This is a genomic window from Streptomyces sp. WAC03905, from assembly GCF_057371075.1.
In genome coordinates this window covers 14,198-30,230 of sequence record NZ_JBXYDZ010000001.1, presented here as the reverse complement: position 1 = coordinate 30,230, position 16,033 = coordinate 14,198, and the positions used below count along the sequence as shown (strand labels likewise).

5 protein-coding genes are annotated in these 16,033 nt (G+C 68.8%); 3 read left to right on the top strand and 2 right to left on the bottom strand.

Annotation, left to right across the window (positions count from 1 at the left end):
• Window positions 1-8 precede the first annotated feature (8 nt).
• Window positions 9-1,238 (top strand): NAD(P)/FAD-dependent oxidoreductase, encoded by a 1,230-nt coding sequence (locus AC2RP6_RS00120; RefSeq protein ID WP_486444260.1) that lies wholly within the window; start codon window positions 9-11, stop codon window positions 1,236-1,238.
• Between the two features lie 187 nt (window positions 1,239-1,425).
• The gene (locus AC2RP6_RS00115; protein ID WP_486444259.1) at window positions 1,426-1,902 is read left to right on the top strand and encodes a hypothetical protein; all 477 of its coding nucleotides are present in this window, start codon (window positions 1,426-1,428) and stop codon (window positions 1,900-1,902) included.
• A 142-nt stretch (window positions 1,903-2,044) separates the two neighbouring features.
• On the opposite strand, the gene AC2RP6_RS00110 is transcribed toward AC2RP6_RS00115, so the two are convergent.
• Together AC2RP6_RS00110 and AC2RP6_RS00105 are read right to left on the bottom strand one after the other, a co-directional pair.
• The gene (locus tag AC2RP6_RS00110; RefSeq protein WP_486444258.1) at window positions 2,045-3,619 is read right to left on the bottom strand and encodes a PKD domain-containing protein; all 1,575 of its coding nucleotides are present in this window, start codon (window positions 3,617-3,619) and stop codon (window positions 2,045-2,047) included.
• A gap of 259 nt (window positions 3,620-3,878) precedes the next feature.
• Window positions 3,879-8,186, bottom strand: coding sequence for a ricin-type beta-trefoil lectin domain protein (locus AC2RP6_RS00105; RefSeq protein WP_486444257.1), 4,308 nt, complete (start codon window positions 8,184-8,186; stop codon window positions 3,879-3,881).
• 478 nt (window positions 8,187-8,664) lie between these two features.
• Between AC2RP6_RS00105 and AC2RP6_RS00100 the strand changes: the two genes are divergently transcribed.
• On the top strand, window positions 8,665-15,855 hold the full coding sequence (locus tag AC2RP6_RS00100; RefSeq protein WP_486444256.1) for a polymorphic toxin-type HINT domain-containing protein: 7,191 nt from the start codon (window positions 8,665-8,667) through the stop codon (window positions 15,853-15,855).
• The last annotated feature ends 178 nt before the right edge of the window (window positions 15,856-16,033 follow it).

Genomic DNA, 16,033 nt, shown 5'->3' with positions numbered 1-16,033 from the left:
GCACGGACATGGAGCACCGCATCGTCGTCCTCGGAGCCGGATACACCGGTGCCGTCGCCGCCGGCCGTCTCGCCAAGCGGCTGCACCGCGAGGACGTCAGCATCACCCTCGTCACCCCCGAGCCCGACTTCGTCGAGCGCGTCCGGCTGCACCAGCTCGCCGCCGGAGCGGACCTCCGGCCCCGGCCGTTCGACCGGATGTTCGCCGGTACGGGGGTGACGGTGAAGCTCGCCAGGGTGACCGCCGTGGACGTGGACCGCAAGACGGTCTCGGTCACCCCCGCCGACGCGGTGGCCGCAACGGCCCCCGCGGCCGCCGCCGAGCCGGAGGAACTGGCGTACGACACCCTGGTCTACGCCCTCGGCAGCGGCTGGAACGACGGGGGCGTCCCGGGCACCGCCGAGCACGCCCACGAGGTCTCCAGCCGTCCGGGCGCCCTCCGGCTGCGCGAGCGCCTCGCCGCTCTGGAACCCGGCCGGCCCGTGGTCGTGGTCGGCGGCGGCCTGACGGGACTGGAGGCCGCGACGGAGATCGCCGAGGCCCGCCCGGACCTCGACGTCTCCCTGGCCGCGGGCGGCGGCCTCGGCGACTGGCTGTCGCAGAAGGGCCGCGCCCACCTGCGCAGGACGGTGGACGGCCTCGGCGTCACCGTCCACGAGCACGCCGTGGTCGACGCCGTGCGGGCCGACCGCGTCACGACCGCCGACGGCCGGACCCTCCCCGCCGACGTCACCGTCTGGACCACGGGATTCGCCGTCCACCCCATCGCCCGGGCCACCACGCTGCAGGTCACCGACGGCGGCCGGATCGAGGTCGACGCGACGATGCGCTCGCTCTCCCACCCGGACGTGTACGCCGTGGGCGACGCGGCGACGGCGGCGGGCCCCGGCGGCAAGCCGCTGCGCATGTCGTGCGCCTCGGGCGTCCCCATGGCCTGGCAGGCCGCCGACGCGATCGCCGCCCGGCTCGCCGGCACCAAGGTCCCGCACGTCCCCATCCGCTACTTCCAGCAGTGCATCTCCCTGGGCCGCAAGGAGGGCCTGATCCAGTTCGTCACCGCCGACGACCGGGCGGTCGACAAGGTCCTGACCGGCCGCACGGCCGCCCTCTACAAGGAGCTGATCTGCAAGGGCGCGGCATGGGGCGTGGCCCACCCCACCGCCGGCATGCCCGGCCGCCGCCGCCGGCTGGCACAGCACCCGACCGAAGCCACCACCCCCGCCCGAGCCGCAGCCTGACCACCGACGCCCCCAGGGCCCCTGCGAGCCCGCCGGACGGGCTCCGCCACCAGCCCCACCTGGCAGGATTCCCATCGAGGACGTGTCTCAGGAGTGGCTCAGGGGGGGGGCGGAAGTGAACGGACGGGAATCGGTGGGGGGCGGGCCGGCCGCTGACCGGCTGTCGAAGAGATGGGAGCCGGTCACCGTGCCCGCGCCGGAACCCCACTGGCGGCCCGCCCCCCAGTACCAGGAGAACCCGAACCCCGCGGTGCAGTACGGGATATGGGACGCGATGGCCCTCTCCCACCGGCCGATCGGTGTGCTGCCCCCGCCCATGAAGGCCTACGCCGACAGACTGGTGCTGCGGGTGGAGCAGAGCTGGGAGGACCTGGGGGCGGTGGACGTCGCCATGTTCCGGCTGGGCCGCCGCTTCTTCGTCCTGAGCCAGTTCACCGAAGTGGAGGACACGGGCGTCACCGTGTGGCTCGACCGCCGTCACACCGACGACGAAGCCTCCCTCGCGGCGCTCGTCGACATCCTGGGCATCCCGGCCGGCTGCGTCCGCGACACCACCTGGTCCCCACACCCGGTGGTCCAGCGAGAACTTCCCCCACCACCCCCGTCCGACGACGCCCCGGAGCCGTCCCGCCGCACACGCTTCTTCCACAAGCGCCGCCGCTAGAGCCGCGGGCGCGGGCGCGTCCTCTGGAGCACGAGGACTGCCGACGTCTCCCTGGGTGCTCGCAGGCGCCCGTGCGATCTCCTCGCCCCGCCAGCAGCCCGGTCCGGCCCTCCGGGCGGGCTGCCAGCGGGCAGCAGGTACATCAGTCGGTGCCGTAGTGGCCGAGGAAGTCGACAATCAGGTCGACGTCTTCCCAGCCCTGGTTCCAGAAGGCGACCATGCCGCCCTGGGCCGGGGGAGCCTGGACGAGGTTCGCGATCGTCTTGCCGGCGGTCCAGTTCAGGTTCGACGCGACCGGACGCACCGGCGGGGTGGCGGTGCCGTTCTCGTACTGCTCGCGGCTGTTGGGATCCGGAGCCACGGACAGGAAGCCGCTGCCGGTGGTGTTGGTCACCGTCGCGTTCAGCACGTACGCCTCGACACCGGGGCGACCCAGCACGGGCAGATAGTCACGCTCGCCGAGGGGGCTACCGGTGCTTCGGGTGTCGAGATAGCGGGCGGGGGTGGGGTGATTGGGTACGTAGGCCGCATTGCTGTCGGGCGTGTAGTAGCCGTTGACGTCGATGACGACGTCGGTGGGCTTCCAGGAGCCGTTGCGGACGATGATCCGGCCGTCGGGCCCCACGGGGACGATGACCGAGTTGGCGACGGTCTGGCCCGTGGTGAAGTTCAGGTTGGACGCGGTCGGAGTGGCCTGTCCACTGGGGTGGACGGTCAGGTGTCCGGCCTCGCGCGGGTTCGTGACCGTCACGTTGAGGGAGACGGCGGTGGCACCCTTGGGTACCCCGCCCAGCCCGGTGATCTGTACTCCGAGGGCGGTCTGGCCCGCGACCTGTCCCTTGGGGGCACCCTTGCCCTCGCGGGTGTCGACGAAGCGGGTCGGGGACAGCGCCTTGTAGCCGCTCGATGCAGCGGGGGTGAAGTAGCCGGTCACGTCGGCGATGAGGTCGACGGAACCCCAGCCGACGTTGTCGAGGTTGACACGTCCGTCTCTGCCGACGGGCATGATCACCAGGTTGGGGATGGTCTCACCGGCGGCGTAGTTGACGCTGGAGGTGTCGGGTCGCGTGCGGCCGGAGCCGGAGGCGATGATGTGGCCGCTGTCGGTGGTGTTGGTGACGGTGAGGTTCAGGACCACGGCGGTGACGTTGTCGGGAATGGTCCCCTGCCCGGTGACCTTGACGCTGGTGTACCAGTTCGCGGGGACCTTGCCCTTCGCGACACCGGTGCCGTCGCGGGTGTCCAGGAGCCGAAGGGGTGCGTGCGGGGTGAAGTCCGAGCCCTTCGTCCGCACGGAGACCTTGTTGCTGACCTGCGTGTTGCTCGCGGGGTCGGTGGCGGTGACGGTGATCGTGTATTCGCCGACCTCGGCGTAGGAGTGCTGGCTCTCCAACGGCCTTTCGGTTGTGGTCGTGACGGTGTCGGTGATGCCGTCGCCCCAGGAGATGGTCACGTCGAAGGGACCCTCCACCCCCTTGAAGGTGGAGTACAGGAACATCCCGTGGGCACTGGTGCCCCAGCTGTCCAGCCTGATCGACAGGGGTGAGCTGTCCGCTGCGGACGCCACCCCGCCCTTGGCGGTGGGCACCGCCTTGCGGATGGTGCGGTTCTCGGAGCTGCTGAAGACTTCGGCTCCGGAGGCTTCGGCTGCGATCGGATCCGTGTCAGGAGCGGCCGCCTTGTGGGGATCGGGCGCCGTCGGCTGGGCCTGGGCCACGCCGGGTATGAGTCCAACGCCGGCTGCGAGAGCAGTTGCGGCTATGACGAGTCGGCGCTTGCGCACGGGGCTCCTTTGTCGCTGATGGCTGGTTGGACAGGCTGCCGGATTCTTCCGGCAGCCTGCTGCTGGGCAGTCCCACAAGGTCAGGGCTGCTGGTTTCTGGTGTGAGCCTAAGTTCTTGGCTCGCGGCGGAGGGTGGGGCCCGCCACCCCGTGCAGGGATGGCGGGCCCGTGTTCTGTTCTGTGGGATCTGCGGTTACGGGTTGGGAAGTTCCGGCAGCGGGACTGGCAGCGGCAGCGGAGCCGTGCCCAGGCTGGGGATGGTCCAGGTCTGGGCGGGGGAGCCGTTACAGTCGAAGAGCCAGAGCTGTCGGCCGGGCGTCGTGTCGTTGTTGCCCAGGTCGATGCAGCGCCCGGAAACGGGGTTGTAGATTGCGCCGTTCGCACGGGGGAGGAACTGCTGGCTCTTGGCGCTCGCGTCACACGTACGCAGTTCGATCAGCGTCGTGTTCACGGTGCCGGCTGCCGCGGCGTTAAGGCACCTTCCGTGGGTCTGGATCGTGCCGTCGTTGCGGATCTGGAACTGCTGGGCGTTCGTGCCGTTGCAGACAGCGATCTGGATCTTGTTGCCGTCGACGTCGCGGTCGTAGTCGTTGTCGACGCAGTTGGTCGCAGCGCCGGCCAGGTGGATGGGACTGGAGGCGTTGGTGGCGGTAATGGGGGCCGCGTACGAGTAGACCGCGAGGTTGCTTATACCGCCGACCAAGCCGTCGGCTGCCAGGTGAGCGGGCTGACCGTCCTTCTTGTACCGGCCCATGACCAGCGACCCGGTGGGGGCTTGGCTGGTCGTGGCGGTGTGGTGACCGGTGCTGGCGAGAGTGCCGTTGACGTAGAGGCGCATCAAGCCGGTCGCCGCATCGTAGACGGCGGAGATACGGGCCCACTGCTTGGGGACGAAGCGGGCCGTGCTGTTGACGGCCAGGTCGGTCCAGTCGTACATCAGGCCATCGGTGTCGCCGCGGGCGATGGCGAAGCGCCACGCCTGGCCATTGGGGTCGGCGTACAGACGGAAGGCACTGCTGCGGCTACCGTCCTGGCTGACGATGTCGCCGCCCTTGTCCGAATCGACCTTGGCCCAGGTGGTGATGGTGAAGCTGCCCCGCGTGTCGACAGCCTTGGTAGTACTGGTGATGGTCGAGGCCTTGCCCTGGAACGCCGCATAGGTGGTCTCGCGACCCGCGATGGGTTCCTTGTTGAAGGTGATGCCTGCCGGGGTGGCGGGGTTGCTGCCAGCGGGTGCCGTGGCTGCGTCGAAGCCGACCTCGTCGCGGACCTTGGTGTCGGCCAGACCGGCGGAAGTAAGACCCCACTGGGCGGAGGGCCGGTTCAGGTCGGCCAGCATAACCGGCGAGGTGTCGACTCCGGTGACCGCGGGGTTCGGGTTCCCGCTGCTCGGGCGAGTCCCGATGCCGTTGAAGGAAACAAGGTGCTGGTTGGTGCTGACAGCCCACAGGTCGGGGATGCCGTCATCGCTGATGTTGCCGTTGGAGCCGATGCTGGGGTAGGCCTTCGGATCGATGGTGCCCGCGATCAGGCCGGCCGCCGGGTCGGTGAACCCGGTCAGGTCGGTGGCGCTCTTGATGGTGAAGGCGTGCAGGGTGCCGCCGTCGGTCTTGGAGCGGGCCCACAGGGTCGGGAAGGCTGTGCCCTGCGCACGGCCCGGTGCGACCAGGTCGTAGCCGTCCCACTTGGTGTCGTTTCCGGACAGCAGGATCGCCTGCGGTGCCAGCTTGCCGCCGCTTCCGGCCGTTGCCAGCCACAGGCGTCCGTTCTCGACGAACAGCAGAGACGTCTGGGGAAGTGATCCGCCGGGCTCGCCGGCGATTCCGCCGAACGCCGCGATCTGCGTCACCTTGGCCCAGTCGGTTCCGTAGCCGTTGGTGGCGCAGGGAATGACCGTCGTCTTGTCGGACTTCAGGCAGGTGGTGGGTTTGGCGATGGTGGTGGCTGCCTGCCCGTCGAACCAGCCGCCGTTGCCGTCATTGTCGTAGACGTACAGGTAGGGGCTGCCGCTCTGGTGGGCGAAGAGGTCATCGACGGACTTGTAGCCCAGGCTGCCGCGGTGACTGATCTGGATTCCGTTCCAGTTCCCGCTGTTGCCCGGCGCGGTGACCATCTTTGCGCGGGGCGCGCCGTAGGGGTCCTCGCCGCCACCGATCTTGCGGAGGTCGCCTGCCGTGTCGGGCAGCAGGATGTCGGGCTTGTGGTCTCCACTGATGTCACCGAAGACGGATGTCCCGGCGTCCGGGTTGGAGGGCGCGTAGTAGCTGTAGACGAACGGCTGGGACATGTTGCCCGCGTTGTCCTGCGTCTGGAGATAGACGAAGTTCGTCCCCCAGCGCACCGGCTTGATGCTGATGTCGGCCTTGCCGCCTGCCAGCTTGACGATGCCCGCCGCGGTATCGGTGCACTTCCAGCCGGTGGCGGCCGCCTTGACCGGGTCGGTGGTCCACCGGGCGCAGGCGAGGCCGGACGTCCGGCCGCCGCCTGCCGGGGCGGGGTCGGTGCCGGTGAGCGTAAAGGTGCCCGGTTCTCCGGCGCGCTTGGGGTGTGCGCCGATGGTCCCGGAGGCGGGGAAGTCGGTGGAGGTGATGGTCGCGGTCGGCGGGGTGCGGTCGACGCGGAAGAAGCACATCTCGGTGTTGGCGCTGGTGAGGGTGCCGTCTGTGGTGCGGGCCTGCCAGCCGTACTGGTGCCCGTCGGTCAGCGACCCGATGTCGACGGTGACGGCGCCATAGCTGCTTTGCCATCCGGTCTCGGCGTACTTGGTCTCACCACCCTTGTCGTCGTCCCAGTACTGGAACGCCGTCCAGAGCTGCTGGCCGGTGGCCGAGTAGGTGGAGGTCGTCAGGGTGATGTTGTTGTTGGCTCCGACCCAGCCCGGGTTGTCCCAGGGGTTGGTGGTGCCGGGGGTGCGGCAGTCGGCGTAGGCGGCGGTGTCGGCGAAGCCGGGGGTGGGCGCCGTGCGGGGCCACCAGACCGTGGGCTGGATGTCGTACTCGACGACGATGTGCGGGGTGTTGGTGAACCGCTGACGGTAGTACTTGTTGTACTCGTCGTCGGGCGCGAGGCCGAGGGTGATGGTGGGCCACTTGTTCGCGACCGCGGTCTTCACCAGGTCCTTGACGCCGAACTGGATGTCACCGGAGCCGGACATGCTCACGGTGCCGATCTTGCCGCAGCCGCCCATGCGCGAGTTCTTGTCGCAGGGCTGGCGGTTCCAGCTGGTCGGGTTGCTGATGTAGCCGGTGGAGTACAGGCCCATCGGGGTGACCGTGCTGGGGCTGGAGGAGGACACGACGTCGGCGTAGAACGTCGCGTTGATGACCTCGGCGCCGTGGAGGCGGGAATCCACGCCGATCTGGAAGTAGGCGCGCGAGCGGCCCTCCCGGTCGCACGGCGGGTTGCCCACGATGTAGCCGCAGTAGCCGGCGGCCGGCTTGTCCTGCCCGTACTGGGTGCCGTTGTACTCGTTGGTGTCGGGGAACGCCTCCTGGACCTGGGCCCAGGCCTGGTTGGCGTTGTCGAGCGTGGGGTTCCAGCCCGGGTCTATGTACCACGGGCCGGTGCCCTGGCCGAGGAGGGCGGCGTCGGGGACGAGCTGGATGCCCTTGGCGTCCACGGTCGTGGCGATACTCTGGACCGTGGCTCCGGTGCCGGGACCGTCGGTGCTCGACGGCGTCGCGGAGGTCTCCGCCAGAGCGGACCGGGCGGCCTGGGTCTGCGCCGACTTCGCCAGGGGGGCGGGGGCAGGGGCGGCCGAGCCGGCCGAGTCCCACATCAGCGGGGTCGGGGCAGAGAAGCGGGTCCTGCCCTGGCCGTCGGTGGCCTTCAGGTTGCCCGCGCCGTCCGCGCTGACGGTGAGGCCTTCGGCCTCGACGGCGAGCTGCAGCTTCTTGACGGCGGGGTTGGCCGCGGCTTCCGGGGTGCGCACGATGAGGACCTGGCGCCAGCCGCCGAGCGTGGTGGCGCTGAGTTCGAGGTCCACGCCGGGCAGGACGGAGGCGTACAGGGCGCTGTCGCCGTTGAGCGACGGCTTCGGCAGCGAGAAAGGTGCCTTCAGGGCGAGCTTCTTGCCGTCCGTGGTGGTCATGGTGGCCATGGGGCCGGTGCCGCCGCCGGAGAGGCTGAGTGCGGACGGCACGGCCACCGGGGACACGGTGCCGTCGGCGTTGGTGCGGAGGGTGGCGTCAACGGCCTTCCACGCGCCCGAAGCGGTCTTGACGCGCTGCGGCACGGGCGAGGTGTCGGTGCTGAGCGAGCCGGCCGGCGTCGCGAAGGTCTGCGAATTGGCCGTCGTCAGGTGGTCGATGATGACCGGTTTGCCGCTGCTCTTGGCCTGGGTCTTCGCGGCATCGACGGCCGCGGTCAGGGCTGCGTTGGGGTTCGAGGCAGGGGTGGGCCACGAGCTGTCGGCGGGGCCGTGCCCGCGGGTCTCCTCCGCGTACGCAGGTGGGCTTGCGAGCAGTGAGCCGCCGAGGGCGAGCAACACGGCCCCGGCCACGGGGAGCGTGAGCGAGCCGGTGGCTCGCCGTCTGCGTCGGACCCCGGGGCCGGAACGAGATGAACGGATGGCTGGCCTCATGGGCGAGGGTCCTCGCTGTCGGCAGAAATGAACAGAAGTCAGGCGCACATTTGCCTGCCGTTTGCGAAGTTGTCAAAGTGTTGAAGATCGAGATGTCCGGATAGCGGTGCGACGTGACACCTTGTCCACGGAGTGACATCCCCCACCTGGGAAAATCCTTAAAGATCCCTTAACTTTCACACGAAACCTTCATAGGGTGCGGCTGATTCGGACACAACTGTTCCGTTTCGTCCGTGTTCTTTCTCTGTGGGGGATCCTGTTGTTCCGTCGGGGTGGCTTCGCCGTGCGCTCACAGCGCAGGCGGGCAAGAGTCGCGGCGGTCGCCGCGCTCACTGTTTTCGTATCGGGCTTGGGCCTTCCAACGGTCCAAGCGGCTGACAAACCGCCAAAGGTGTGGGTGCCGCCCAAGACGGCCCTGCCCAATGCCAAGGCAGTCAAGGGCTCCAGCGCCAAGACGGCTGCCAAGGAGACCTCCACCGGCAAGGCGTGGAAGCCCGCCAAGGCGTCGAAGACCCCCAGCGGTTCCAACCGGGTCGAGATCAGCAGGCCGCCGGCCGGCCGTCCGGCAGACCCGTCGAAGACCCGTCAGGCGGGCGAGCTGCCGGTCTGGGTCGCACCCGGAAAGACGGCGAACAGCTCCACGCCGCTGTCCGAACTCGCCACCTCCGCGGCCACACCCACCACCGGCAGCGTCAACGTCGAGGTCAAGGACGCCAAGACCACCAGCGCCGCCGGCGTGAACGGCGCACTGATCGCCCTCACCGAGCCCGTCGGCGCCGCCACATCGGGCAAGGTCGAACTCGCGGTCGACGCTTCCACCTGGGCCAAGAACGCCGGCGCGAACTGGGGCGCCCGCGCCCGCCTGGTCCAGCTGCCCGCCTGCGCGCTGACCACACCGGGCGCACCGGGCTGCACCAGCCGCAAGCCTCTCCTCACGCACCGCGATGCCTCCGGCCGCCTCGTCGCCGAGATCGACATGCCCAAGCGGCCCGCGGCGCGGCCGTCCCCCCTGACGGCGCCGAGCGACGCCAAGGCTGCTCTCGCAGCAGCCCCGCAGATGCTCGCCCCGCAGAACGTCGCCCTCGCCATGGAGCCGGGTCCGTCGAGCAACCTCGGTGACTATTCGGCGACGCCGTTGCTGCCGTCGGCTTCCTGGCAGGCGGGCGCGAACGCCGGTAACTTCACCTACGGCTACACGGCCGAGATCCCGTCGGCGATCGCGGGTGCGGCGCCGAGCCTGACGCTCGGCTACGACTCCTCCTCCATCGACGGCCGTACCGCGTCGACGAACGCGCAGGCCGGTCTGATCGGTGAGGGCTGGGACTGGCACCCGGGCTCGATCTCCCGCTCGTACAGGGGCTGCAAGGACGCGGGCATCAAGGACTCGGGTGACGAGTGCTGGGCCGGCGACATCCTCTCCCTGTCGATGGCCGGTCACGCCGGTCAGATCGTCCGTGACGACACCACCTGCGAGTACCGGCTGCAGGGCGACGACGGTACGAAGATCGAGCGCCTGACCGGCCAGCGGAACTCCGCCTGGAAGGGCGAGGCCTTCAAGGTCACCACGACCGACGGCACCCAGTACTACTTCGGCTCCAACCGCCTGCCCGGCGGCGACGGCACCGACCCCCAGGCCGACTCCGTCTCCACGGTCCCGGTCTACTTCAACAGCGGCCAGGACAAGTGCCTGGGCGCGGCCACTCCCGCCAACGGCACCCACCAGCAGCTGGGCTGGCAGTGGAACCTCGACTTCGTCGTCGACCCGCACCAGAACCTGACCTCCTACCGCTACGCGCAGGAGCACAACTACTACGCGCGCGGCGGCGGCCAGAACAACGGCACCGGCACCCCCACCCTCTACCAGCGCGCTTCCTACCCGACCTGGATCGGTTACGGCCAGCGCCTGCCCGACCAGATCGCCGCCAAGGGCACGGCCAACACCGCCGCCCAGATCAAGCTGGACATCCAGGACCGCTGCTTCGAAGCCGGCACCGCCTGCGACCCCACCAAGCGCAAGACCAACCCGACCGCGTGGGGCGACACCCCGGTCGACCAGGAATGCGCGGCCACCGGTCAGTGCCTGAGCCTGTCTCCCACCTACTTCTCCACCAAGCGCCTGGCGAAGATCGAAACCGAGGTCCTCGGCACCGGCGGCTACCGCAACATCGACACCTACAACCTCAAGCAGCGCCTCGAGCCCTCCGGTGACGGCTCCGCGCCGACGCTGTGGCTGGAGTCGATCCAGCGCAGCGCGACCAACGCCCGGCCCAAGCTGGACGTTCCGCCGGTGACCTTCGGGCTGCCGAAGCAGATCCCCAACCGGGTCGACGGGCCGGTCAAGCGCCCCAACGGCACCGAGGCCACCACTTCCCCCTTCCACCGGCCGCGCATCCAGGAGATCACCACCGAGACCGGTGGGCGGATCAACGTCGTCTACAAGGCTCCGGAGTGCTCCCGGGTGAAGGGCACCATGCCCGCCGCCGCGGACACCAACGCCATGGCCTGCATGCCGGTCAAGTGGTACCTGCCCGACCAGTCCTTCCCCGACCCGGTCGACGACTGGTTCCACAAGGTCGTCGTTCAGTCCGTCACCCAGCAGGACATGGTCGCCGGCCAGACCACCGTCGTCACCGACTACGAGTACGGCGGCGGCATCGCCTGGCACCGCAACGACTCCGAGTTCACCGACTCCAAGACCCGTACCTGGGACCAGTTCCGCGGCTACGCCACCGTCACCACCCGCACCGGCAACGGCAACAGCGCCGAGGCCCCGCGCACCAAGTCCGTCGCCACGTTCCTGCGCGGCATGGACGGCGACGTCCTCGCCAACGGCACCAAGCGCAGCGTGAACGTGAGCGACGCCCACGGCGGCACCATCAAGGACGAAGAGCACCTCTCGGGCTTCGTCCGCCAGAGCGAGACCTACGACCGCGACGGCGGCACCGTCATCGCCGACGAGGTCTCCACCCCCTGGACCCGCGAAAAGCCCACCGCCACCCGCGCCCAGTCCGGCGGCATGCCCGCCATCACCGCGCGAGTGATGAACACCGGCAAGGTCACCAGCCGCGCCAAGCTCGCCGACGGCATCACCTGGCGCGTCAGCGAACGCACCTCCACCTACGACGACACCGCCTTCTCACGGCCCCTGCAGGTCGACGACAAGAGCGACCTCTCCCGCCCCGACCAGCGGCTGTGCACCACCTTCACCTACGCGGCCGGCCCCGCAGGTGCGCTCACGCAGCTCGCCTCCCGGACCCTGATCCTTAAGGGCGCCGGCGGCTGCACGGGCCCCGCGATAGCCGCGAACACGGTCGCTGACACGCGCGCCTACTTCGACGGCAAGCCTCTCGGCCAGGCGGGCACGACCGCCGACCAGACCGGCACCGAGGTCCTGGAGAAGTACGACGCCTCCGGCCAGCCCGTCTACCGGCTGAACATCACCTCCACCTACGACGTCTACGGACGCCTGGCGACCAGCACCAACAAGCTCCGCAAGGACACCGCCCACCCGGACGGGGCCGTCACCAAGACCGAGTACCGGGCCCTGCCCAACGCCCTGCCGTACGAGGTCACCCACACCAACCCCCTCGGTTGGAAGACCACCACGACCCTCGACACCGGCCGCGCACTGCCGATGAAGACCACCGACGAGAACGGTCACGTCGCCGAACGCGGCTATGACTCCCTCGGCCGGGTCACCACCATCTGGCAGCCCGGGCAGGACCGGACCGTCGACCCACCGGTCCGCAAGTTCTCGTACAGCATGAACGGCGCCAACGCGCCCACCACCGTTCTGAGCCAGACGCTCATGAACGACAACTCCTACATCAACAGCTACACCATCTACGACGGCCTCGGCCGCGTCCGCCAGACCCAGGCCCACACGCCTTCCGGCGCCTACGGCCGGATGATCACCGACGCCCTGTTCGACTCGCACGGCCGCCAGGTCAAGACCAGCGCGCCGTACTACAACGACCAGGCCGCCCCAGGCGGCGCCCTGTTCCTGCCCAACGGCGGAGTCAACCCGGACAGCAAGATCCCGGCGCAGACCGTCTCGGTCTTCGACGGCCTCGGCCGCCCGACCGCCTCCGTCTTCCAGTCCTACGGCATCGAGCAGTGGCGCTCGAAGACCGAGTACCCCGGAGCCGACGAGGTCCGCTCGATCCCGCCCGCGGGCGGCTACGCCACGACGCGCATCAGCAACGGCACCACCTCGCTCCTGCGCCAGTACAAGAGCAACACTCCCACCGGCGCCTACGACGAGACCCTCTACGAGGTCAACACCCAGGGCCAGGAACTGCGCCGCAAGGACTCCGCGGGCAACGAGTGGACCTTCACCTACGACCTCCTCGGCCGCACGGTGAAGACGACCGACCCCGACTCGGGCACGGCGGAGACCACCTACGACGACGCCAAGAACCTCGTCACCGTCACCGACGCACGCGGCAAGAGCGCCACGACCGTCAGCGACATCCTCGGCCGCACCGTGGCCACCTACGAGGGCAAGGCCGTCGACGAGGCCAAGCAGGTCGGGGCCTTCACCTACGACACCCTGCCCAAGGCCCTCGGCAAGCCCGCCACCACCACCCGCTTCGTGGGCGGCAAGTCCGGCAGCCAGTACAAGAGCGAGATCACCGGCTACGACAACGGCTACCGGTCGCTCGGCACCAAGGTCACCATCCCGGCGGCCGAGAACCAGCTCGCCGGCACCTACGAAACGAAGAACACCTACGACAAGTACGGGCAGCTTCAGACGACCGACCTGCCGGCCATCACCGCCGCCGGTCTGGCCACTGAAACGCTGACGTTCAACTACAACATCGCGGGCAGCTTCACCTTCCTCGACGGCACGATCAACTCGGTGACCACGCCGTACGTCGTGGACATGCGCTACGACCCCTACGGCCGTGCCATCCGTACCACCATCGGCGGCACCGGCAAGCAGGTCGTATCCACGATCGACTACGACCAGGCCACCGGCCGGCCCGTCCGCTCCACCCTGGACAAGCAGACCGCGACCAAGGCCAGCGTCGACGCCGTCGACTACACCTACAACCGCGTCGGGCAGCTGACCTCGATCAGCAACACGCAGGACGGCGCGAGCCGGGACCTGCAGTGCTTCACCCACGACTACCTGGGCCGCCTGACCCAGGCGTGGACCGACACCGGTACCACCACGACGGCGCCGCAGCCCAGCGTCCGCGGCATCGGCGGCTGCACCAACAGCACCGCACCCGCGGTCGACGGCACCGGCAAGCCGAGCGTGGGAGGCCCGGCCCCGTACTGGCAGCAGTACGAGTACGACAAGATCGGCAACCGCACCAAGCTGGTCAAGAAGGACGTCACCGGCAACACGGCCAAGGACACGACGGTCACCCAGACCTTCGGCGCCGGCCCCAACGCCCCGTCCACCGACCCGAAGACCGGTGGCGGCACGGGCGGCCCGCACGCCCTGATGAAGTCCACCGAGACCAGCGCGGCCGGAACCAAGGTCACCTCGTACACCTACGACGCCGGCGGCAACACCGCCTCCATCACCAGCACGCCGGGCACCAAGACCCTGACCTGGAACGACCAGGGCAAGCTCGACAAGATCACCGGTACCGGTGAGAGCGCCGGCACCAGCTACCTCTACGACACCGCCGGCAACCAGCTCATCCGCCGCGACCCCGGCAAGACCACCCTCAACCTCGGCACCGACCAGCTCACCCTGGACACCGCCACCGGCAAGGTCTCCAACGTCCGCACCTACGCCGCCCCTGGCGGCCTGTCCATCACCCGCACCACCACCGCCGGAACGTCCAACCTCACCTACCAGTCCTCCGACCACCACGGCACCAACGGCGTCCAGTTCAACGCCGGCGACCTCAACCACATCCGCCGCCCCGCCGACCCGTTCGGCAACGAACGCGGCACCCAGCCCACCCCCGGCATCTGGGCCGGCGACAAGGGCTTCGTCGGTGGCACCAAGGAACAAGCCACCGGCTTCACCCTCCTCGGCGCCCGCGAATACGACCCCACCACCGGCCGCTTCATCAGCCCGGACCCACTCATCGACCCCGGCAACCCACAGCAGTGGAACGCCTACGCCTACGCCAATAACAGCCCGCTCAACTTCTCCGACCCGGACGGCTTGATGGCCAGATGCTCGCCGGGCCAGTGCCCCGACGGCACGGAGGAGACAGAAACCAGGTCCAGCCCCCCGCGCTGGGGAGGCCCGAGCCTCGAGGCCGAGGCACTGAACGCCGCCAACGCCGAGCTCACGAAGGCGAAGCAGAAGCGCGACGCGCTGAAGCACGCCGTGGTCGACCTGGTCATGGACCTCATCGGTTACAACGACGCCCGTGACTGCTTCACCAAGGGCGACGTCATGGCCTGCATCAACACCGCCCTCAACGCCGTCCCCTGGGGCAAGATCGCCAAGGCCATCAAGATCGGCATCAAGGCCTTCAAGATCTACAAGGAGATGAATAAGGCCTACGACGCCGTCAACGCGGCAGAAAACAAGGCCACCGCAGCCCTCAACGCCTTCACCAAAGCCAAGAAGGCCGACGACGAAGCAGCCGCAGCAGCAGCCCAAGCCCGGAAGGCAGCCGACGAAAAAGCGGCAACCGAGAAGGCCACAGACAGCGCGGGCACGGAATCCAAGACCAACAGAACCGACACGGATGCCGAAACGAGTGGCGGGGGATCGGAAGCACGCGGAGGTGACTCCGAGGTCGGAGCCTCCTGCCCCGTCAAGAAGAACAGCTTCCCCACCGGCGCTCGCGTCCAGATGGCCGACGGCACGAGCAAGGCCATCGAGGACGTTCAGGTAGGCGACAAGGTCCTGGCCACGGACCCCCAGACCGGCGAAACCACACCGAAGACGGTCACGGCGACCATCACCACCCCCGACGACAAGGAATTCACCGACCTCACCCTCACCGACGACGCCACTCCCCGCGGCCCGCCGGCCACCCTGACCTCTACTTCGCACCACCCCCACTGGAACGAAACCCGCCACCAGTGGCTCGACGCCGGCGAATTCCTCCCGGGCGAGCAACTCCGCAAGCCCGACGGCACCACCCTCACGGTCCAGACCACTCGCGACTACCCGTACGCCGTCACCACGCACAACCTCACGGTCGACGACTTCCACACGTACTATGTGCTGGCAGGCGAGACGCCGGTCCTCGTTCACAACTGCGATGTAGACCCCCAGAGCGCTCCTGGAGGGAAGAACGGCGCTGCCGTTAGCATCAAGCAGGTGAAAATGGCACTGGGCAGGGCCGACATGAGCGTTGCCCAGTACGACATCGTGCACGTTCCCGAGATCCGCACCACTGGAGATGGCCTGCCCGCTTACGCGAATAGCCCGCACGACGGCAATGGAAGGCCGAATCTGGGGCCGCGAGGACGTCCGGTAATCCAGATCTCCAACATGGGACTGGCTGATATGGATACTGCTGTGGCCACGATCTTCCACGAGATCTACCATCACCGGATGTACGCCACTTGGCCAGGCTCGATGGGTGGAACAGAGTCCGCTGCGGAGAAATTCGGGCAAGCTATGCTCGGTGTTTTCAGGCGAAGGACGGGTGCATGATTCAGGTAACGCGCTTCACACCCTCGGAAATCGAGGCTCTCGGGCGAGACCGAAATTTCCTCCGGGACCAGTCGGAGTGGCTTTGTCCTTCGTGTGGAGAGGTCTCGGTCCGCACCTATCTCAGAAACGCGCAACACGCGGGTCGTCCCGCTGTGATCAGCTACACATGGTGTGCTGC